Source organism: Rhodococcus sp. T7, from assembly GCF_009872365.1.
GTDB lineage: Bacteria > Actinomycetota > Actinomycetes > Mycobacteriales > Mycobacteriaceae > Rhodococcus_F.
Genome location: NZ_WXYH01000143.1, coordinates 32,011 through 52,118 on the forward strand (window position 1 = coordinate 32,011; position 20,108 = coordinate 52,118).

20 protein-coding genes and 1 pseudogene are annotated in these 20,108 nt (G+C 67.5%); 9 read left to right on the top strand and 12 right to left on the bottom strand.

Annotated elements, in window-relative coordinates; genetic code table 11:
- Window positions 1–60: 60 nt before the first annotated feature.
- Window positions 61–1,284 (top strand): cytochrome P450, encoded by a 1,224-nt coding sequence (locus MLGJGCBP_RS16220; RefSeq protein ID WP_160096866.1) that lies wholly within the window; start codon window positions 61–63, stop codon window positions 1,282–1,284.
- A 9-nt stretch (window positions 1,285–1,293) separates the two neighbouring features.
- On the opposite strand, the gene MLGJGCBP_RS51760 is transcribed toward MLGJGCBP_RS16220, so the two are convergent.
- The 5 genes from MLGJGCBP_RS51760 to MLGJGCBP_RS16245 all read right to left on the bottom strand — a co-directional run bounded on the left by MLGJGCBP_RS51760 (window position 1,294) and on the right by MLGJGCBP_RS16245 (window position 6,512).
- Complete coding sequence (locus tag MLGJGCBP_RS51760; protein WP_236581134.1) at window positions 1,294–1,587, bottom strand: hypothetical protein; 294 nt, start codon at window positions 1,585–1,587, stop codon at window positions 1,294–1,296.
- A 294-nt stretch (window positions 1,588–1,881) separates the two neighbouring features.
- The gene (locus MLGJGCBP_RS16230) at window positions 1,882–2,847 is read right to left on the bottom strand and encodes a sugar phosphate isomerase/epimerase family protein (protein ID WP_160096868.1); all 966 of its coding nucleotides are present in this window, start codon (window positions 2,845–2,847) and stop codon (window positions 1,882–1,884) included.
- 127 nt (window positions 2,848–2,974) lie between these two features.
- Window positions 2,975–3,439: a nitroreductase family deazaflavin-dependent oxidoreductase gene (locus tag MLGJGCBP_RS16235; RefSeq protein WP_160096870.1), complete on the bottom strand. Its 465-nt coding sequence runs from the start codon at window positions 3,437–3,439 to the stop codon at window positions 2,975–2,977.
- Window positions 3,440–3,604: 165 nt separating this feature from the next.
- Window positions 3,605–4,999 carry an amidase gene (locus tag MLGJGCBP_RS16240; RefSeq protein ID WP_160096872.1) on the bottom strand — a complete coding sequence of 465 codons (1,395 nt, stop codon included), beginning with the start codon at window positions 4,997–4,999 and terminating at the stop codon, window positions 3,605–3,607.
- 34 nt (window positions 5,000–5,033) lie between these two features.
- Window positions 5,034–6,512, bottom strand: coding sequence for an MFS transporter (locus MLGJGCBP_RS16245; protein WP_160096874.1), 1,479 nt, complete (start codon window positions 6,510–6,512; stop codon window positions 5,034–5,036).
- Between the two features lie 133 nt (window positions 6,513–6,645).
- On the opposite strand from MLGJGCBP_RS16245, the gene MLGJGCBP_RS16250 reads away from it, so the two are divergent.
- Complete coding sequence (locus tag MLGJGCBP_RS16250; protein WP_236581135.1) at window positions 6,646–7,614, top strand: Lrp/AsnC family transcriptional regulator; 969 nt, start codon at window positions 6,646–6,648, stop codon at window positions 7,612–7,614.
- A 4-nt stretch (window positions 7,615–7,618) separates the two neighbouring features.
- On the opposite strand, the gene MLGJGCBP_RS16255 is transcribed toward MLGJGCBP_RS16250, so the two are convergent.
- The 4 genes from MLGJGCBP_RS16255 to MLGJGCBP_RS16270 all read right to left on the bottom strand — a co-directional run bounded on the left by MLGJGCBP_RS16255 (window position 7,619) and on the right by MLGJGCBP_RS16270 (window position 9,836).
- Entirely contained in the window at window positions 7,619–8,350 is a 732-nt protein-coding gene (locus tag MLGJGCBP_RS16255) for an alpha/beta fold hydrolase (RefSeq protein WP_160096878.1), read from the bottom strand.
- Window positions 8,351–8,495: 145 nt separating this feature from the next.
- Window positions 8,496–8,786 (bottom strand): hypothetical protein, encoded by a 291-nt coding sequence (locus MLGJGCBP_RS16260; protein WP_160096880.1) that lies wholly within the window; start codon window positions 8,784–8,786, stop codon window positions 8,496–8,498.
- 120 nt (window positions 8,787–8,906) lie between these two features.
- Window positions 8,907–9,131, bottom strand: coding sequence for an anti-sigma factor family protein (locus tag MLGJGCBP_RS16265; protein ID WP_087562213.1), 225 nt, complete (start codon window positions 9,129–9,131; stop codon window positions 8,907–8,909).
- 3 nt (window positions 9,132–9,134) lie between these two features.
- Window positions 9,135–9,836: an RNA polymerase sigma factor gene (locus MLGJGCBP_RS16270; RefSeq protein WP_160096882.1), complete on the bottom strand. Its 702-nt coding sequence runs from the start codon at window positions 9,834–9,836 to the stop codon at window positions 9,135–9,137.
- Window positions 9,837–10,037: 201 nt separating this feature from the next.
- Here MLGJGCBP_RS16270 and MLGJGCBP_RS50530 point away from each other — a divergent pair, with 201 nt between their 5' ends.
- The 5 genes from MLGJGCBP_RS50530 (at window position 10,038) to MLGJGCBP_RS16290 (ending at window position 14,994) form a co-directional block, all read left to right on the top strand.
- Window positions 10,038–10,199, top strand: a complete 162-nt coding sequence (locus MLGJGCBP_RS50530; RefSeq protein WP_179220503.1) for a hypothetical protein — start codon at window positions 10,038–10,040, stop codon at window positions 10,197–10,199.
- Between the two features lie 33 nt (window positions 10,200–10,232).
- Complete coding sequence (locus MLGJGCBP_RS16275) at window positions 10,233–10,682, top strand: helix-turn-helix transcriptional regulator (protein ID WP_160096884.1); 450 nt, start codon at window positions 10,233–10,235, stop codon at window positions 10,680–10,682.
- 5 nt (window positions 10,683–10,687) lie between these two features.
- Window positions 10,688–11,098: a VOC family protein gene (locus MLGJGCBP_RS16280; RefSeq protein WP_160096886.1), complete on the top strand. Its 411-nt coding sequence runs from the start codon at window positions 10,688–10,690 to the stop codon at window positions 11,096–11,098.
- A gap of 79 nt (window positions 11,099–11,177) precedes the next feature.
- Window positions 11,178–13,598: an ATP-binding cassette domain-containing protein gene (locus MLGJGCBP_RS16285; RefSeq protein ID WP_160096888.1), complete on the top strand. Its 2,421-nt coding sequence runs from the start codon at window positions 11,178–11,180 to the stop codon at window positions 13,596–13,598.
- Window positions 13,599–13,791: 193 nt separating this feature from the next.
- Window positions 13,792–14,994 carry a serine hydrolase domain-containing protein gene (locus MLGJGCBP_RS16290; protein ID WP_160096890.1) on the top strand — a complete coding sequence of 401 codons (1,203 nt, stop codon included), beginning with the start codon at window positions 13,792–13,794 and terminating at the stop codon, window positions 14,992–14,994.
- On the opposite strand, the gene MLGJGCBP_RS16295 is transcribed toward MLGJGCBP_RS16290, so the two are convergent.
- The 3 genes and pseudogenes from MLGJGCBP_RS16295 to MLGJGCBP_RS16305 form a co-directional block, all read right to left on the bottom strand.
- Window positions 14,974–16,302, bottom strand: a complete 1,329-nt coding sequence (locus MLGJGCBP_RS16295) for an RNA polymerase sigma factor (protein WP_160096892.1) — start codon at window positions 16,300–16,302, stop codon at window positions 14,974–14,976. The two genes, MLGJGCBP_RS16290 and MLGJGCBP_RS16295, sit on opposite strands and share 21 nt — an antisense overlap.
- Window positions 16,275–16,697: a YciI family protein gene (locus MLGJGCBP_RS16300; RefSeq protein WP_160096894.1), complete on the bottom strand. Its 423-nt coding sequence runs from the start codon at window positions 16,695–16,697 to the stop codon at window positions 16,275–16,277. Before MLGJGCBP_RS16300 ends, MLGJGCBP_RS16295 begins: the two co-directional genes overlap by 28 nt.
- A 144-nt stretch (window positions 16,698–16,841) precedes the next feature.
- Window positions 16,842–17,614: pseudogene (locus MLGJGCBP_RS16305) on the bottom strand (SDR family NAD(P)-dependent oxidoreductase).
- Between the two features lie 238 nt (window positions 17,615–17,852).
- Here MLGJGCBP_RS16305 and MLGJGCBP_RS16310 point away from each other — a divergent pair.
- Complete coding sequence (locus tag MLGJGCBP_RS16310; RefSeq protein ID WP_160096896.1) at window positions 17,853–19,226, top strand: MFS transporter; 1,374 nt, start codon at window positions 17,853–17,855, stop codon at window positions 19,224–19,226.
- The gene (locus MLGJGCBP_RS16315) at window positions 19,223–20,107 is read left to right on the top strand and encodes a transketolase (RefSeq protein WP_160096898.1); all 885 of its coding nucleotides are present in this window, start codon (window positions 19,223–19,225) and stop codon (window positions 20,105–20,107) included. Before MLGJGCBP_RS16310 ends, MLGJGCBP_RS16315 begins: the two co-directional genes overlap by 4 nt.
- Window position 20,108 lies beyond the last annotated feature (1 nt).

The window sequence follows — 20,108 nt, forward strand, 5'->3', positions numbered from 1 at the left end:
GCGCAACCGCTGCTCGCCCAGTAGGGTCGCAGTGTCTGTTCGACCGACCGAGGGGGACCGGTGACGGGTTCTGCGTCCGAAACAATCATCTCGCCTGCCACACGCGTGTTCTGGGACCGCAGCTTCGCGGATCGTCGCGCACTGTTCGCGGGGCTTCGCCGGCGTTCGCCGATCGAGTTCCACACCGAAACAGCCGGTCCGGGCTTCTGGTCGGTCGTCGGTTACGACGACGTGGTGGCGGTGAGCCGGAACCCGGAGGTCTTTTCCTCCGCCAAGGGCTTCACCATCGACGACGTCCCCGTCGAGATCCTCGAATTCGCCATGTCGATGATCGCGATGGACAACCCCCGGCACCAGCATCTGCGGGGCATCGTGCAATCGGCGTTCACTGCGGCGTCGGTGCGGGGCATCGCCGAGCGGGTGCGCGGTTACGCCCGGCAGATCGCCGCCGACCTGCCCCGGAACACGGTGTTCGACTTCGTCCCCGAGGTCGCGACCCGGTTGCCGGTGCAGGTGATCTGCGAGCTGCTCGGGATCCCGGAGAGCGACCGGCCGATGATCCTGGCGGCGGCGGCCGACGTCGTTTCCGGAGGTGGGGATCAGGAGTTCGTCACCGCCCCCGGCGGCGCGGCCGGTCTCGGCCAGATCTACGGGTACGCCCTGGAAATGGGCGAGAAACGTAAGGCGGACCCCGGCGACGATCTAACGTCCCGCCTGGTGTCGACGATGGTCGACGGGGAGACCCTCACGCCGGCGGAGTTCGGGTCGTTCGTCATCCTGCTGATCACGGCGGGTTTCGAGACGACCCGGCAAGCGCTGGCGTGGGCGCTGCACCTGCTCGGCGAGCACCCCGGCCAGAAGGAATTGCTGCTCGCCGATTTCCCCGGCCACATCGACAACACGATCGACGAGGTGATCCGCTTCGCGTCTCCGGTGCCCTACATGCGGCGCACCGCGACCGTAGACACCGAACTCGGCGGCGCCCACATCGCGGCCGGGGACAAGGTCGTCATGTGGTACCTGTCCGCCAACCACGACGAACGTGTCTTCGACGATCCGGACCGGTTCGACATCACTCGCCCGAACGCGGGCAAGCAACTCGGTTTCGGTGCGAAAGACATCCACCACTGCCTGGGCGTGAACCTCGCGAAGCTGGAACTGCGGGTCATGCTCGAGGAATTGTTCACCGCCCACCCCACCATCCACGCGGTGGGCGAGCCGGAGTTGCTGCTCTCCGCGTTCGTCAGCGGTATCGCGTCACTGCCGGCCAGGACGGGCGCCTGACGGCGATGTTCACGCAGGCCGGCGACCGGAAATCATCACGAGCGGCATGTCGGTGATGCGGGCTACGTGCGCGTCGTCGAGCTCGAGCCGGCTCGCCAGGTCCCGAGCCTCGTCGAGACTGATGGAGCGCCCGGCGATCCAGGTGTGGAAGATCGCGAGGTTGACGGCACCGAGGCAACGCGGTGCCTTGTAGTCCTCGACGAACTTCTCGGCGTCCTCGAAACTCGTGCTGCGGTCCGCCGCCGTCGAAGCTGTGCACGTCGGGGCGCTGGTCGGCGAGGTACTTGGTGAACAGCGCCCCACCCGATCCGACGTCCAGAACGCGCGCGTTCGGTGGGAGATGCGGCAGGAAGTACTCGTCGATGACGCTGCGGGAGCGGTAGACGGCCGGTGCCACGATGGTCTCGTACATCCAGGCGTGCGCCGGGGTGTAGATCGCGGTGATGGGGTCGAACGGTGCCAGCGGCATGGTCGCGCTCCTAGGTATCCCGGGTCCCACGGCGTCCGACCCTGTGCGGGTCGACTTTCCGCGCCGTTGTCGCTCATAGATTAAGGGTTACCCGGCGTACACGCTGGTCCATCTATACGGTTGTCCACTTATACGCGGGCCGGTGTCCAGTCGGGGGTTTCGGTGAGCACGACCTGCTTCAGCAGATCGGCCGCCCGGCCGACGCCCTCGGTCGAACTGACGAGCGCGTCCTCGTGCTCGATGTTGATCGTGCCGTCGTAGCCGACGGAGCGGAGGTTGTACACGAAGTCGGCCCAGAACTGCTGCCCGTCCGGATGTCCCAGGCCGAGGGTGACGTAGTTCCATGCGCGGTCGTGCGGGGTGGTGATCGGCACGGTGTCGAGCAGCCCGTCGTTCTCGGCGTTCCACCGGTTGATCCGGATGTCCTTGGCGTGGACGTGGAAGATGGACTCGCCGAGGGATCTGATGACGGCGGGGATGTCCGCGCCCATCCACATGAGGTGCGAGGGGTCGAGATTGGCGCCGACGACGTCGGCCCCGGCGCTGTCGATCAGCCGGTGCAGAGTCGACACGTTGTGGACGAGTTGGGCGCCGCAGGCTTCGACGGCAAGACGCACGTTGGCGTCGCGCGCGTATGCGGCGAGTTCCTTCCAGTAGGGGATCGCCACCTCCTGCCACTGGTAGGCGAGGATGTCCAGGTTCTCCGGTGGCCAGGACGTGGTGATCCAATTGGGTGACGAGTCACCCTCGGCGCCCGGCAATCCCGACATGAGGACGACTGTCGGGACTCCGAGTGCACTGGCCGCCGTGATGGTGTCGCGGACGACTTCGGACTGCCGGTCCCCGGTGACGGGGTGAAGTTGGTTGCCGTTGGCGGTGAGGGCGCTGAGCGTCAGCCCGCGCGAGGTGATCTTGCCGAGGAACTCCTCCCGCGCCCCTTCGGACAACACCAGGGCCGGCAGATCCGCGTGTGGACTCTCCGACCAGTTTCCCGTGGCGACCTCGACGGACGACAGTCCGTGGGTGCACGCCAGGTCCAGTGCGGCTTCGAAGGGCAGATGGCTGACGGAGTCAGTGAGTAGTCCGATTTTCACCGCTGTGCACTTCCTGTCGGGGAGACGTCGTACACAACTAGTACGTTCTAGTCAAAACTTTGTCAAGACATATGCACCTGTCTGGGGCCGCGACGGCACCCAGGGTTTCCGGGTGCCGGGCGCGACGTCACCGCGCGACGAGCCGGATGACCGGGTACTGCCGATCGGATTTGCTCTGATACTTCGCGATGCGGGGCTGGGCGGCGGCGATGCGCTGCCAGGCCTGCTCCCGGTCGGCGCCCCCGAGCTGCTGCGGGACCACGGGTGTGGCGTCGTTGCCGGGCAATTCGATCGACACCTCGCCGGGATGCGCCATCAGGTTGGCGTGCCAGTCGGGATTCTGGCTCCCCCCGCCCGACGCGACGACCAGCCGGGCGTCGTCACCGTCGGCGAACCACGCCAGGGGTGACTGCCGCGGCTGACCGCTCCGACTGCCGACGGTGTTGAGGATCAGCACGTCCATGCCCATGAACTGGCCGTGGCCGCGCCGGATCTTGCGGTTCATGCGGGCGTTCATCTTCCGCTGCATCCACCGTGAAAACGCACCCGGCGTACCCGGCTTGCGCTTGCCTGCTTGGTTGTTCGTCGTCATGCGCTCTCTCCCATCGGTCCAGCCGTCGTGTTCTGGCACCGACGCTACGGGCGGTCCGGGGAGCGGCACTTCTCGATTCCTGATCGATCCGAGACGGGCACTCGGACGAGTGCCCGTCTCGCCACCTACCGCAGCGTCGGTGAGGAAGTCCAACGCCGATCGTGATCAGTCGAGGGAATTCCACTGCGGTGTCGCCTCGGGGCCGCGGTGTGCCTCGTACCACGCGGCGACCCGGAGAACGGTCAGGTCCTGCCTGCGATCGGCGGCGATCTGCAGGCCGATCGGCCTTCCGTCTTTCGAGAAGCCGCAGTTGATCGACGCGGCGGGGGTGCCCGCGGCGTTGAACGCGGACGTGAAGTTCGCCGGGCCTGCGAATTCGGTCATCATCCGGCTCTCCGCCGGTCCGGCGAGGATGCCGGCGGTGGGGGACAGGATGGCGTCGTACCGTCCGAGCATGTTCACGGTCTCCTGTACGAACGGCCCGATCGAGTCGTACGCCTGGATGAGCTCGAGGGAGGACAGCGAGTCGATGCTCGAAACCGCGGCGACCATCTCCGGATCGGCCCGGCCGAGATCGTCGACGATGTTCTTGTCGTTCATCTGCGCCCACAGGTGCGCGGTGAAGAACGGCATGAATCCGGTGCTCAGGTAGTCCCGGGACAGATACGGCTCGACGGCCTCCACCTGCGCGCCCGCTGCCTCGAACACGGCGACGGCCCGGCGTATCGCGGCGACGATCTCGGGGTCGGCGGTCTTGCCCTCCACCGGGCCGAAATTGACGCCGAGACGCAGCCCACGAATGTCGACGTCCAGGTCGGTCCAGTCGATCGATTCGTCGGGGAGCGAGCTGTGGTCGCGGGAATCGGGGTGGGCGATGAGCGCCATCGTGTGGGCGGCGTCGCGAACGGTGCGGGTGATCGGGCCCGCGCAACGACCGAGGTAGGTGTCGTTGATCGGGACGCGCCCGTAGGACGGTTTGAAGCCGAACGCGGCGTTCATCGCCGCGGGGATGCGGATCGACCCGCCGATGTCGGTTCCGATGTTGACCGGCGCGTAGCCGAGCGCGGCGGCGACGGCCGCACCGGAGGACGAGCCGCCCGTGTTCCAGGCGGGATTCCAGGCGTTGCGGGCGATGCCGTGCCGGGACGACACCCCGGAGCCGAGCCCACTGAAATCGGGCATGCTGGTGCTGGCGACGACCACCGCACCCGCCTCCTGCAGGCGGTCGACGACCGGTGAGTTCTCCGTCGCGATCACCGGTTCCCGCGCGGCGGTTCCGTACGACTGCGGCAGACCGGCTTTCGCGGTGTTCTCCTTGATGGTCACCGGGATTCCGTCCAGCGGGCCCAGTGCGGCGCCGCTGTGCCACCGCTCACCGCTGCGCTCGGCGGACTCGCGGGCTTCGTCGGTGTCGATCACATAGACCGCGCGGTGCGTGTCGTCCTTGGCTGCGATGCGCGCGATGGTCGACTCCAGTGCGTCGAGCGGTGTCAATGATCCTGCGGCGAAGGCGTCGTTCAGTTCGGCGACGCTGCGTCCGGCGATGGTCTGGTCGGGCATGGGTATTTCCTCTCGTTCGGATGACGTGACGTGATCAGGCGGGGGCCGGCTCGTTCTCGCCGGCAGGCAGTGCGGTGGTCTCGGACGCGGTCCGCGTGCGGCGCGAATCGAGGAACGGGGACAGGACGGCGATGACGATGCAGAGGGCGGCGCTGATCGCCCAGACGGTGGCGTACGAGGTGAACGACGAGATCGAACTCGTCTTCTCACCGACGGTCACCGACGTGACCAGTGACGACATCAGCAGGGCGAACATCGCGCCTGCGATCGATCCCGCGCCCGTTCGGGAGCTGTTGTAGATGCCGGAGGCGATTCCGACCGAGTCCTCGGGAGCGCGGCCGACGATGATCGCAGGTACGACGCCGGTGAGCGTTCCGACGCCGAAGCCCAACAGGAACAACCAGATCGAGAAGGCGAGCACGCCGTCGTGGGAGACGATCATCGCCGTGTACGCGGCGGCGCTGACGAGGGCGCCGAATGCGACCGCGTAACGGGGTGTCAGTGCGCGAGCGATCCGGTCGCTGATCGTCGAGGCGATGAAGGCGCCGGTGGCGGTGATCGACAGCAGGAGGCCCGCGATCGTGGCCGACACACCCAGGCCGTATCCGTACGCGTTCGGGTCGGCCCGCGAGAACAGCGAGATGGGTGCCTGGGAACCGAACGACTGGGCTCCGAGCAGTGCGGCGATGAGCATCGGGAGAACCAGGCGCCCCTTGGTCAGGACGCGAAAGTCGATGAGGGGATTGATTGTTCGATTCTCGACCACCGCGAACGCGGCCAGGGTGGCCGCACCGCCGGCGACGAGGACGATGATCAGGGGGCTTCCCCACCCGATGGCGTTGCCGTTGGACACCCCTCCCAGGACCATCAGCAGACCGGCGGACAGCAGTGCCGCCCCGGCCCAGTCGATTCGCCCCGCACTGCGAACGGTCGTCTCCCGCACCAGGAAATGGGCGACGGGAACACACAGCGCCAGCATGACTCCGGGAACCAGCAGCACCACCGTCAAGTTGTCGATTCGGCTCATGAACCAGCCGGCGACGAAACCGCCGACGATCACACCACCGGTGAGTGCCCCGATCAGGTGGCCGATGTTGCGCCCCGCCCGGTCGGGAGCGCGGTGCCGGACGATGGCGAATTCCAAGGGTAGGAAGGCGATCAGCGGGGCCTGCAGGGCGCGGCCCACGAGAAGCACCGCGAACGACGGAGCGAACGCGACGACGAAGGATCCCACGGCCACCGCCGCCGCGGACGCCACGAGCATCCTGCGGTGGCCGTACATGTCACCGAGCTTGGCGATGATCGGGACGCAGGCCACCGATGCGAGCAGGAAGATCGCGTTCACCCAGTTCAGCGCTGCCGCGGAGGTCCCGTGTTCTTGTCCGATGCTCGTGAGGAGCGGGGGATACCACCCCTGCAGCAGACCGCTGCCGAACTCCATGACGATCAGAAAACCGACGGCCGCGGACGTTCCGGTGGTCCGCCTGGTGCCGGTGTGTGGCGCAGTGCTCATATGTTCCTCCAGCAGAAACCGTGTGGTGGCCGTATCCTCAGCTGGATTGAAATCCGATAGGTAAAATGTCAGGAATTGATGCAAAGTGACGTCACCGAATCAGGATTCTCTGCGAAGAGACGCCGATCTACGGTTGATTCACGCACTGCAACTCGAGCCGCGGGCCTCGTGGACCGAGCTCGGTAGGGCTCTCTCGACCGATCCGGTTGCGCTCGCCCGGCGCTGGGCCAGGATCACCGAAGAGGGGCTCGCGTGGATCAGCGGGCAGCGGCGTCACTTTCCCGCCGTGGCCGTCGTCGAGATCGAATGCGCGCAAGGAAAGGCTGCGGAGACCGCATTTCTGCTCGCCGACGAAGAAATCGTGCGCACCATCGATCACACGTCCGGTGGGCGTGATCTCGTCGCCGTGGTCGCGGCGCCGCACCTGGAGTCACTGTCGGCGTTCGTCATCGACCGGCTGGGGGATCAGCGTCTGATCACCCACGCCCGTACGCACCTGGTCACCGAGATGCTCGTGGAGGGCAGTGTCTGGAGGTTGAACGCACTCTCCGACGACGAGGCCCGGCGGATCCCTGCGGCGAAAGCACCGCGGCCGCGTGCGGCCCGGCAGGTTGCCGCCGACCTTCAGGAAGTCATCATCCGCGCGTTGTACCGCGACGGCCGGACCCCGGCCGGCGACATCGCCGCGAAGGCCGGCGTCAGCACGCAGCGAGTTGCCGACGCCATCGCCACAATGCGTCACTCGGACGACCTCGTGATCCGCGCAGATGTCGCGCGCAGTTACACCGGGTGGCCGATCAACGCCTGGTACTTCGTGCAGGTGCCTGCGTCGTCCATCGACCGGCTTCGGTCGACGCTGTCCCGGCTCGCGGAAGTCCGGCTCGCGGTGACCACCGCGAGCCGGTACAACCTCGTCATGACCCTGTGGGTGCGAGACCTGGCCGACGTCAACCGATTCGAAGCACTACTCGAGAAAGTCCTCGCCGGCGCCCGCATCGCCGACCGCGCCGTCGTCATCCGGCCGGCAGTGCACTCGGGGCGCCTGTTGGATGCCCGAGGATTCGTCACCGGGCTGTCCAAACTGCACGATGACCCGGTCTAGGAAGTCACCCGGCCGCGGCCTCGACGAGGGCGGCGGCGAGCGGCTCGGGTTGGGTGAACTGGCATTCGTGGCTTCCGGGGGTGTGGATCACGGGCGCGCCGGGCAGGCGTTCGGGGAATCTTGGTGCCCAACCGAATTCGCCGGGCGGCAACGCGAGGTCGTCTTCGGAGAGCACGTAGCTGGAGGGTAGTTGCAGTCGTTCCCACTCGTCGAGATCCAGCGCTTCGCTCATGGTGTAGAACGGCTGGCTTTCGAGAAGGGGATGGACGAGCCTCTGCGTCTCGGGTGTTGCGTCCTGCATGAAGGTGGCGCTGAACACCTCGAATGGGAAAGTCACCGAGTTGTCCGTCGAGGCGGCCGCCAATGCCCGGAACATGTCGGCGTAGGCGGGTGGGCACAGATCGAGCAATGATTCACCGGTGCGGGGCACGAACGCGCTCCAGTAGACCAGGCGTGAGATTCGCGTTGCGAGTCGCACGGACGCGCCCGAGACGGGGAAGCCGCCCCAGCTGTGGCCGACGAGGACGATGTCGGTGAGATCCCGCTTCCGGACGTAGTCGACCAGGTAGTCGACGGAGTCGGTAAGGCGGACTTCGGCCTTGTCGTCCCCCGCACCGAGGCCGGGCAGCGTCGGCATGAACACTCGATGCCCCTGTGCCCGTAGGTATTTGGATACTGGACTCCAGGTCCACCCGGCGTGGCAGGCGCCGTGGACGAGAACGAAGGTCTTGGGCATGGTGTCGGCTGTCTCCTGTGTGGGTTGGTGCGAATCAGAGTCGTACATCTCCCACGTTCGGGAAGGGGCGCCGGCTCTGTGACCACCCGCACACTATGACCGCCATTAGGTTACAGTCAATACCTGTAATGCAAATACCAGGGCGTCAGGTGAGCGGGATGGTCCAGACGATTGCGGGCATGTCCTCGGCCCTGCGCTCCTGCCGTTGGTCGCGCTGGCGGTCGCGGGTCCGGTCGTCGTTGCCGCCGGGGATGTCGCGGCCGGTGTCGGGGGCGGCCACTGCGACTACCGAGTGGTCGGCTACCGGGGTAACCGCACCCGCGGCGCCGATGGGAAGGACGCCGAGAGCGGCCGCGGCCACCACGACGGTGACGATCCGCTTCCGCAGCGAGCCGCGGTGGGTGCGTCGTGCGTCCTGGTGCGAATGTGCGTTCATGGTCTGAATTCCTGTCCGAGTGCCGCGAACCCAGCGTTCACAGCTAGTCGAACGGTGTCCGCGAGGACGCGAAACGTTACGCCCTGTCGGACTTTATTTTTTGCGGGAATTCCGCCGTCTCTAGCGCCACTCCCGGAACGCGTCGAGCAGGCGGTCGCGCAGCGTCGGATCGAGTTCCTCCGGGGGCAGCGTGCCGAGGGTGTGCACCGTCTGCTCGATCTGCTCCAGATACGTGGCGCAACCCGCGCATTCGCCGAGATGCGTCTCGAATCGGGCCCGGGCGTCGGGATCCATGTCGTCCTCGAGGTACGCCGTGACCAGTTCGACGAGGTCCTGGCAGTCCATGTCTCACGCTCCCGTTCCGAGATAGTCCTCGAGGGCCTGACGCACGTGTGCGCGACCCCGGTGCAGCAGTACCCGCTGATTCGCCGCGGTGATCGACAGCATCGCGGACACTTCCGCGGCGTCGTAGCCGAGGACGTCGCGCAGGACCACCACGATTCGCTGACGGTCGGGGAGTTGCTCGAGTTCGCGGCTCGCGACGTCGAGGACCTCCGCACCGAGGACCGAACCCTCGGGGGACTCCGGCCAGCTGGTCGGCGGCGTCGCCCAATGGTGTGGATACTCCGGGGCGGACCTCGGCAGGAACCGAGCCGGGTCCACGGTGGGGCTGCCCGTGAAGGCGGCCAGTTCGGCGTCGGAATCGTGCCGGTCCCGCACACCCCGCTTCTTGGCGATGTTGACGAGGATCCGGAACAACCAGGTTCGGAGCGTCGAGCGGCCCTCGAATCGGTCGATGCCCTGGAGCACGGCGATCCAGGTTTCCTGGACGACGTCCTCCGCGACCTCGGCGCTGGCCACATAACCCCGCGCCACCCGCAGCATCATCGGCGTGTGCCGGTCGACCAGTTCGGCGAAAGCCGACTCGTCCCGCGCCCGCAACGAGTCGACGAGGCGCTGCTCGTACGAGGTGTCGATCTCCGTCATCCGCCCCTCCTCGGCGATCGAGGTGCTCCGGAAGCGTGGCCGCGTGAGACGGCCGGATGACATACAACCTTACTGACCTCGGCCGCAGCCGTCGATCGGTCCGCGTCCGATCGTGTGGTGGGTAGGGCCGAACGGCCCTGTCTTGACCGCACGGTGCGGGGAAGACTCGATTCGGAGGGGTGGTGGCGGTCCGCGGCGATCGGCAACGGTCGCTGCGGCCCGGGTCCCCACCCACCCGACCCGGCAATCCCGAAAGGGCGGCGCATGAACGTTCGGCGAACTCCGCAGGCGCGTTCGGAAAGCTACTGGGAGGAACTCGGCTCGACGGAAGCCCGTCACGTCGGCGGCGCCGAACGCGACCGGCTCCCGGCGGCGCACGAACACGTCTCGCTCGTCGACCACTGCCGAGCCGACCCACGAGGGTAGGCAACTGTCGCTCGACGTGGCACGATTTCGTACGTGTCCAGCAGCCCTGCCCCGGCGCACTACCTGCGCGACCTCGCGCGGCTGCGCCGCGTCCGCGACCGGATCGACCGGGAATACGCACAACCGCTGGACGTGGACGCGCTCGCTCGCGGCGTGAACATGTCGTCCGGGCACCTCAGCCGCCAGTTCCGGCTCGCCTACGGTGAGTCGCCGTACTCGTACCTGATGACGCGACGCATCGAACGTGCCATGGCGCTGCTGCGTCGCGGCGACCTCAGCGTCACCGAGGTCTGTTTCGAGGTCGGCTGCGCATCTCTCGGCACCTTCAGCACGCGCTTCACCGAGTTGGTCGGCGTCCCGCCCAGCACCTACAAGCGTGACGCCGAGCAGGCGACGGCCGGCATCCCGTCGTGCGTCGCGAAACAGGTCACCAGACCGATCAGGAATAGAGAAGCGCCGGTCGCCGAGCCACACTTATCGTGATGGTCATGGACATCACCATTCACCAGACCTACCTCCCGCAGGACGATCCGGACGCCGCGCTGAGCTTCTATCGCGACATCCTCGGCTTCGAGGTGCGCAACGACGTCGGATACAACGGGCTGCGGTGGATCACCGTCGGCCCCGTCGGTCAGCCCGGCACGTCCATCGTCCTGCACCCGCCCGCCGCCGACCCCGGGATCACCGACGAGGAGCGCCGGACCATCGTCGAGATGATGGCCAAGGGCACCTACGCCGCCATCAACCTGGCGACCAAGGACCTCGACAGCACCTTCGAAAAACTGCAGGCCGGCGACGTCGAAGTGGTCCAGGAGCCGACCGACCAGCCGTACGGGGTCCGCGACTGCGCCTTCCGCGACCCCGCGGGCAACATGGTCCGCATCCAAGAGTTGCGCTGAGTGCGAGCAACGCCGAGTTCGAGCAAGTCGACCCGACGGAGACCGTGAACGCGGCTCCGCCCGAACAGATGGAGACACGATGAGCCCGGCCACGAAGACGGAGACGACGGGGCGAGCGAGGGGACGGGAAGCCGCGGAGTCGCCTGAGCTGCATCTTGCCGACAGTCACGACCTGATCCGCGTGCACGGTGCGCGCGAGAACAACCTCAAGGACATCAGCGTCGAATTGCCGAAGCGCCGGCTGACGGTGTTCACCGGAGTGTCCGGCTCGGGGAAGAGTTCGCTGGTGTTCGCCACGATCGCCGCGGAGTCGCAGCGGATGATCAACGAGACGTACAGCGCGTTCGTGCAGGGGTTCATGCCGACGCTGGCCCGACCCGACGTCGACGTGCTCGACGGGCTGACCACGGCGATCATCGTCGACCAGGAGCGGATGGGTTCGAACCCCCGCTCGACCGTCGGCACCGCCACCGACGCCAACGCGATGCTGCGGATCCTGTTCAGCCGCCTGGGGAAGCCGCACATCGGTTCACCGCAGGCGTTCTCGTTCAACGTCGCATCGATCTCCGGCGCGGGCGCGGTCACCATCGAACGCGGGGGCCAGCAGACGAAGGAGCGGCGGAGTTTCAGCATCACCGGCGGCATGTGTCCGCGGTGCGAGGGCCGGGGATCGGTCACCGATTTCGACCTGACGGCGCTGTACGACGACAGCAAGTCGCTGAACGAGGGTGCGCTCACGATTCCCGGCTACAGCATGGAGGGCTGGTACGGCCGAATCTACCGCGGCTGCGGCTTCTTCGACCCGGACAAGCCGATCGCGAAGTTCACCAAGAAGCAGTTGCAGGACCTGCTGTACAAGGAGCCGACCAAGATCAAGGTCGAGGGTGTCAACATCACGTTCGAGGGTCTGATCCCGAAGATCCAGAAGTCGTTCCTGGCCAAGGACGTCGACGCGATGCAGCCGCACATCCGCGCGTTCGTGGAGCGGGCGATCACGTTCGCCACCTGCCCCGACTGCGACGGCACCCGGCTCAGCGAGGGTGCGCGCTCGTCGAAGATCAAGGGGAAGAACATCGCCGACGTCTGCTCGATGCAGATCAGCGATCTCGCAGACTGGGTGCGCGGCCTGAAGGAACCGTCGGTGGCGCCGCTGCTCACCGGGCTGCAGCACCTCCTCGACTCGTTCACGGAAATCGGTCTCGGCTACCTCTCGCTCGACCGGCCGTCGGGCACGCTGTCCGGCGGAGAGGCGCAGCGCACGAAGATGATCCGTCACCTCGGCTCTTCGCTCACCGATGTCACGTACGTCTTCGACGAGCCGACCATCGGCCTGCACCCGCACGACATTCAGCGGATGAACGGTCTGCTGTTGCAGTTGCGCGACAAGGGCAACACGGTGCTGGTCGTCGAGCACAAGCCGGAGGCGATCGTGATCGCCGACCACGTCGTCGATCTCGGGCCGCGCGCTGGAACCGAGGGCGGCGAGGTGGTGTTCGAGGGCACCGTCGAGGGTCTGCGGGCCAGTGACACGATCACCGGGCGGCACCTGGACGACCGCGCGACGCTGAAGTCGTCCGTCCGCGAATCGTCGGGGGCGCTGGAGGTGCGCGGCGCGGACACCCACAACCTGTGCGGCGTCGACGTCGACATCCCGCTCGGCATGCTGGTGGTCGTGACCGGGGTGGCGGGCTCGGGCAAGAGTTCGCTGATCCACGGTTCGGTGTCGGACCGGGACGGCGTGGTGGCGATCGACCAGGGCGCCATCAAGGGGTCGCGGCGCAGCAACCCGGCCACGTACACCGGACTGCTCGAACCGATCCGTAAGGCGTTCGCGAAGGCCAACGGTGTGAAGCCGGCGCTCTTCAGCTCCAACTCCGAGGGCGCCTGCCCCACGTGCAACGGCGCCGGCGTCATCTACACGGACCTCGGTGTGATGGCCACCGTCGAATCCCCGTGCGAGGAATGCGAGGGCAAGCGGTTCCAGGCCGAGGTGCTGGAGTACAAACTCGGCGGCCGGAACATCGCCGAAGTGCTCGCCATGCCGGTGGCCGAGGCCGAGGAATTCTTCGGCGCCGGCGAGGCACGGATCCCGGCGGCGCACAAGATTCTGCAGCGGCTCGCCGACGTCGGACTCGGCTACCTCAGCCTCGGGCAGCCGCTCACCACGCTGTCCGGCGGCGAACGGCAGCGGCTCAAACTGGCCACCGCCATGGCCGACAAGGGCGAGATCTACGTCCTCGACGAGCCGACCACCGGCCTCCACCTCGCCGACGTCGAACAGTTGCTCGGCCTGCTCGACCGGCTCGTCGACTCCGGCAAGTCGGTCATCGTCATCGAGCATCACCAGGCGGTCATGGCGCACGCCGACTGGATCATCGACCTCGGCCCGGGCGCCGGCCACGACGGCGGCCGGATCGTCTTCGAGGGCAGGCCGGAAGATCTGGTGGCCGCAGGCTCCACCCTCACCGGCGAGCACCTCGCGGCGTACGTCGGCTCCTGACACCACGGTGTCGGCCCCCGGTTTCCCACGGCAGCCGGGGGCCTTTCCGTGTGCCGGTCGCGGCGCGACTGTGACGCCCGCCACCGGATAGTGCCGAACCGAGACGTGCCCTGCCGAACAGAGACGTCACCACCCTCCCGCCGGTCCTAGCGTCACTTTCGGCCAGTGACCACAGACATGACAGGAGAGTGGAATGTCCGATCTCGATGCCGCGCTCGGCAAGGTTCTCGACGACGTCACCGCGGACGGGGCGCCACGGGTGCCCGGAGTGGTGGCGATGCTGACCGACCGCGACCGGACGGTGTTCGAGGGTGCGGCCGGCGTGCGGTCCGTCGCCGACGGCGAACCGATGACCACCGACACCGTGTTCGCGATCTTCTCCACGACCAAGGCGATCACCGGGACCACGGTGCTGCAGTGCGTCGAGGAGGGTCTGCTCGACCTCGATGCGCCCGCCCGCGAGTACGTTCCGGAACTCGGCGACATCCAGGTCATCGAGGGATTCGACGACCACGGCGACCCGGTGCTGCGGGCCCCGAAACGCGACATCACCACCCGGATGCTGTTGCTGCACACCGCCGGATTCGGATACGCCTTCTTCGACGAGACCTACAACCGGCTGGGGGTGGAACACGACCAGCCCAGCGTGATCACGGCGAGCAGGGCGTCGCTGAAGACGCCGTTGCTGTTCGATCCGGGCACCAAGTGGCAGTACGGGACGAACATCGACTGGGCCGGTCAGGTGGTCGAGGCGATCCGCGGCAAGCGGCTCGGTGAGGTGATGGCCGAGCGGGTGTTCGCGCCGCTCGGTATGCACGACACGTCGTTCGCCCTCACCGGGTCGATGGCGGCGCGGCGAGCGACGATCCATCAGCGGGAGGAGGACGGCCGGCTGACCCCACTGGATCTGGTGCTCCCGCAGGACCCGGAAGTCCACATGGGCGGGCACGGCCTGTACTCGACGGTCGGCGACTACCTGAAGTTCCTGCGGATGTGGCTGAACGACGGCGACGCGCCCGGCGGGCGAGTGCTACGGGCCGACACGGTGCAGGCGGCCGTGTGCAACGGTCTGGAGGGTCAAGAGGTCGGGATGCTGCCCGCCGTGATTCCGGCTCTCACGAACGACGCCGAATTCTTTCCGGGACAGCGTAAGTCGTGGGCGTACACGTTCATGGTGAACGAGGAGGACGCACCGACCGGCCGTCCCAAGGGGTCGCTCGGGTGGGCGGGGCTCGCCAACTCGTACTACTGGATCGATCGCCGCACCGGAATTGCCGGGTACTGGGCCACGCAGATCCTGCCGTTCGCCGACCCCGTCTCGTTCGGCGGCTACCTGGACTTCGAGACCACGGCCTACCGTCACGCCCCGGTCGCGTCACCCGTCCAGGTCGGATAGCTTCCGTTCGAGCACGGTCCGCTCACGCTCGTTGCCGCACAGTTTCAGGGCGGCCTCGAGTTCGGTCCGTGCCTCGTCGGTGCGTCCCAGGCGGGTGAGCAGTTCGCCGCGAACGCCGGGCAGCAGGTGCGAGTTCGACAGCGCCTGCGCGGCCACCAGCTCGTCCACGATCGGCAGCGCCGCGGCCGGTCCCTGGGCCATGGACACCGCCACCGCCCGGTTGAGGTCGACCACCGGTGACGGCGCGAGCCTGCCCAGCGCCTCGTAGACGAGGACGATCCGTTCCCAGTTCGTCGCGTCGACCGACCGTGCGACGGCATGGCATTCGGCGATCGCCGCCTGCAGGCCGTAGGCGCCCAGGCCCCGGCCGACCTGTCCGGCGCGGGCGAGGGCGGCGCGTCCGCGCCGGATCGCGGAACGGTCCCAGCGGCGGCGGTCCTGTTGTTCGAGCAGCACCGGCTCGCCGTCCGGCCCCGTGCGGGCCGGGAACCGCGCCGCGGTCAGCTCGAGCAGCGCGAGCAGGCCGTGGACCTCGGGCTCGTCGGGTACGAGCCGGGTCAGCACCCGGGCGAGGCGCTGCGCCTCGCTCGCCAGGTCGAGGCGGATCAGGTCGTCGCCGGAGCTGGCCGACGACCCTTCCGTGAAGATCAGGTAGATGACGCTCAGCACCGAGCCGAGCCGCTCGGTCCGCTCCCCGGCGGGCGGCACCTCGAACGGCACCCGGGCGGCGCCGAGCGTCTTCTTCGCACGGGTGATCCGGGCCTGCACGGTCGCGGTCGGGACGAGGAACACCTTCGCGATCTCGTCGCTCGTCAGACCGCCGACCACCCGCAGCGTGAGCGCCACCCGCGCCTCCCGCGACAACACGGGGTGGCAGGAGATGAACATCAACGCGAGGATGTCGTCGTCGATCTGGTCCGGGTCCCACAGCACGTCGCCGGTGCCGCGGCCCGGATCGGCGGGCGCGGGACCCGAGACGGCGCCGCCCTCGCCCAGTTCGTGGGCGAGGACGGCGTACCGCTCGTCGAGGGCGGCGCGCCTGCGGAACGCGTCGATCGCGCGGCGGCGGCCGACGGTGAGCAACCATCCCGCCGGGTTGTTGGGGATGCCGTCGCGTGGCCAGCTCACGAGCGCTTCCGCCAGCGCCTCCTGACCGAGATCCTCGGCCAACGCGAAATCGCCGGTGTACCGGGCGAGCGCGCCGACGATCCGCGCCGACTCGATCCGCCAGACGGCGGCGACGGCCTCACGCCCGGTGTGGCCGCCGCCCGCCGACCCACTCAGAGCTGGCCGGTCTCTTCGCGCCACGCCCGCTCCTTCTGGATCCATTCGTTGTCCTGCGGAAACTCGTCGATCGTGGTGACCCTGCGGATCTCCGCCTTCGCCCCGGGACCGGCCATCGGGGCACGCTTGGCCCACTCCACGGCCTCCTCCTTCGACGCCACGTTGAGCATCCAGAAGCCGCCGAACAACTCCTTCGTCTCACCGTAGGGGCCGTCGGTCACCACCGGCGTCTCGGAGGAGTAGTCGACCACGACACCCGATTCGGGGTCGGGGTCCAGGCCCTCGGCGGCGAGCAGCACGCCCGCCCGGATCATCTCGTCGTTGAACTTGCCCATCGCGTCCATGATCTCGCCGAAATCGGCGTCCTGGAACGCGGCGAAGGTTTCGTCCGTGGCGCGCATGATCAGCATGTACTTCATGGTTCGTCTCCTTGGATGTCGGGGCCCTCTTGGACCTTCTCATCCTCAGGTCGAACGGGGAGCGTCATGAATCGACACACCTGGAAAAAATCTTCACGTGAGTGGCAAAGAGTGTTCCGCCACTCCTTGCCACTCACGTGCCGGTCAGTGGAGGTGGCTGCCGCCGTTGATGTCGACGGTGGTGCCGGTGAGGTACGCGGCGTCCTGGGAGGACAGGAAGGTGATCACCGCGGCCACCTCGGTGGTGGTCGCGACCCGGCCGAGGGGAATGTCGCGGCAGAGCGCGGCCTCCTGTTCGGCGGTGCTGCCGACCCGGATGCTGGTGTCGACCGCTCCCGGGGTGACGGCGTTGACGGTGACCCCGCTGTCGCCCAGTTCCCGCGCGAGGGACTTGGTGAAGCCGAGAACCGCGGCCTTCGCCGACGAGTACGGCACCTTCCCGAAGACGCCGCCGCCGCGCTGGGCGGAGACCGACGACATGTTCACGATGCGTCCCCACCCGTTGTCGATCATTGCGGGCAGGAAGGCGCGGGTGACCAGGTAAGTGCCGGTGGCGTTGACCGCCATCACCTTGTTCCACAGTTCGAGCGTGGTCTCGAGGAACGGCACCGGTGAGGTGATGCCGGCGATGTTCGCGAGCGCCCCACGGCCGGCAGGTTTCGTCCGGCGACCTCGGCGGCGACGGCGTCGTGTGCCCGCTGGACCGACTGCTCGTCGGCGACGTCGATGTCGCGACCGAACGCGGGGACACCGAACTCGTTCCCGATCTCGGCGGCGACCTTCGCGGACTTCTCACCGTCGAGGTCGAGAACGACGATCGCCCAGCCCTCTTCTGCATAGCGGCGGGCGGTGGCGAGACCGATACCGCGCTCGGAGGTGGCGCCGGTGACGACGGCGGTGCGCTGGATGGACGACATGATCGCTCCTCGTGTAGCTGGGATCGCGGGTCCCGGCCTGCGGTGGAGTGCAGGAAGCCGGTCGACGACGCGGGGGGTGACTGCCACCACAGTAAGTCGATCAACTGTTAACAGTCAACTGTCGGCGGATAACGGTTGACATATCGACGTGGCTCGGATCACACTGTGAACACCGCACTGTTGACAGTCAACAAATCGGCGGCAATCGTAGAAACCGGCAGCCCGAAGAGGAGTCCCCATGAGTACCGAAACACTCAGGATGCGAGGTCCTGTCCATGGCACGAAGGACGCCAGGCGCGTAGCAATCGGCTCCTCCGTGGGTGCCGTTATCGAGACCTACGACTTCATCGGGTTCGGCACCGCCGCCGCGCTCTACTTCGGTACCGCCTTCTTTCCCGGCGCCGACCCGGTCACCGGGACGCTTGCGGCGTTCGCGACGCTCGGTGTCGGCTTCGCAGCGCGCCCGCTCGGCGGCGTGCTCGGTGGGCACCTCGGCGACAAGCTGGGTCGCAAGCCGGTGCTGGTGGCGTCGCTGATCGCGATGGGTCTCGCGACGTTCGCGATCGGCCTTCTCCCGACCTACTCACAGGTGGGACTGATCGCGCCGGTGCTGCTGGTGCTGGTCCGCGTCATCCAGGGTCTCGCGTTCGGCGCCGAGTGGGGCGGCGCGATCCTGATGAGCTACGAGCACGCCCCCTGGAAGTCGAAGGGGAAGTTCACCGGCATCGTGCAGGCCGGCTTCCCCGTCGGACTGCTGCTGGCGAATCTGGTGTTCCTGTTCAGCGTGCACCTCGGCGGCGACTGGGCGTGGCGGGTGCCGTTCCTCGCCAGCATCGTCCTGGTGATGGTCGGGCTGATCATCCGGTCGAAGGTGCCCGAGTCGCCGGTCTTCGAGGACGTCAAGAACGAGGGCGACATCGTCAAGTCGCCGGTTCTCGAATCGATCAAGTACGACTGGCGGAACATCCTGCGCGGCATCGGCCTTCGAGTCGCCGAGACCGCGGGTTACGCGGTGTCGATCACGTACATGATCTCGTACCTGCACAACCAGGGTCTCGCCGGAAAGTCCGAAACCCTCGTCGCCCTGTGCATCGCGTCCGCGATCGGCATCTTCGCCACCGTCGCCTGGGCCCGGCTCACCGACCGCATCGGACGACGCCCCCTGTACATCGCGTCCTGCGCCTTTGCGGCACTGTTCGGAATTCCGATGTTCCTCCTGGTCAACACGGGCCTGTTCATCCTGATCGTCGCAACCATCGTCATCTCCTACGCCGTCTGCCAGAACTCGCTGGCGGGTGCGCAGGGCGCGTGGTTCCCCGAACTGTTCGACGCCTCGCGCCGAGCGTCGGGAGCGTCTCTCGCCTACCAGATCTCGGCGATGGTCTCCGGCTTCACGCCCTTCGTCACCACGCTGCTGTTCGTCTCCTTCGGCTGGTGGGGCCCCGCGGTGCTGTTCATCACGTACGCCCTGATCGGACTCTGGGCGGCATTGATCACCCGGGAGACCTGGGGACCCACCGAACGTCGCCTCGCCGCCGAAGCCGCAGCGCGCGCCGATTCCAAAAGCGCCGACACCACGCACACGATCCGCAAGGAAAAGGAACTCCTGTGACCATCACAACTGCCACCGCGGCCGAAGACACGACCACTGAAGCGGCGCGCATCGAGGCCGTCGAACAGTTCGCATACCGCATGCGGCACAACGTCATCGACATGGGCGAGGAACAGGGCCAGGGGTACGTCGGGCAGGCGCTCGGGGCCGCCGACATCTTCGCCACCGTCTACGCCGACCGACTGCGTTACCGCGCCGACGATCCCGCGTGGGAAGGCCGCGACCGGTTCCTGCTCTCCACCGGCCACTACGCGATCGGCCTCTACGCCGCACTCGCCGAGGCCGGAATCATCCCCCGCAGCGAACTGGAAACCTACGGCGCCGACGACTCCCGGCTGCCGATGTCGGCGATGTCCACGTACACCCCCGGCATGGAGATCTCGGGCGGCTCCCTCGGGCACGGCCTGACCATCGCGGTCGGCATGGCCCTCGGACTGCGTCACCAGAATTCCACCGCCCGCGTCTACAACTTCCTCTCCGACGGCGAACTCGACGAGGGCTCGACGTGGGAGGCGGCGATGGGCGCGCACCACCACCGGCTCGGCAACCTCACCGCGATGGTCGACATCAACGCGCTGCAGGCCGACGGCGCCACGTCGACGGTGCTGAGCACCGAACCCGTGCACGACAAGTGGGCCGCCTGCGGCTGGCACGTCGAACGTGTCGACGGCAACGACGTCACCGCACTGGTGCGTGCGTTCGACCGCGCGGCCGCCGAATCCGACGGCAAGCCGTCGATCATTCTCTGCGACACCCGCGTCGGGAAGGGCGTGCCCCTGCTCGAGACCCGGGAGAAGGCGCACTTCATGCGCATCGACGAACACGAGTGGCAGATCTGCCGCGACCAGCTCACCGCCGGCTTCGACCACAAGGACGCCTGAC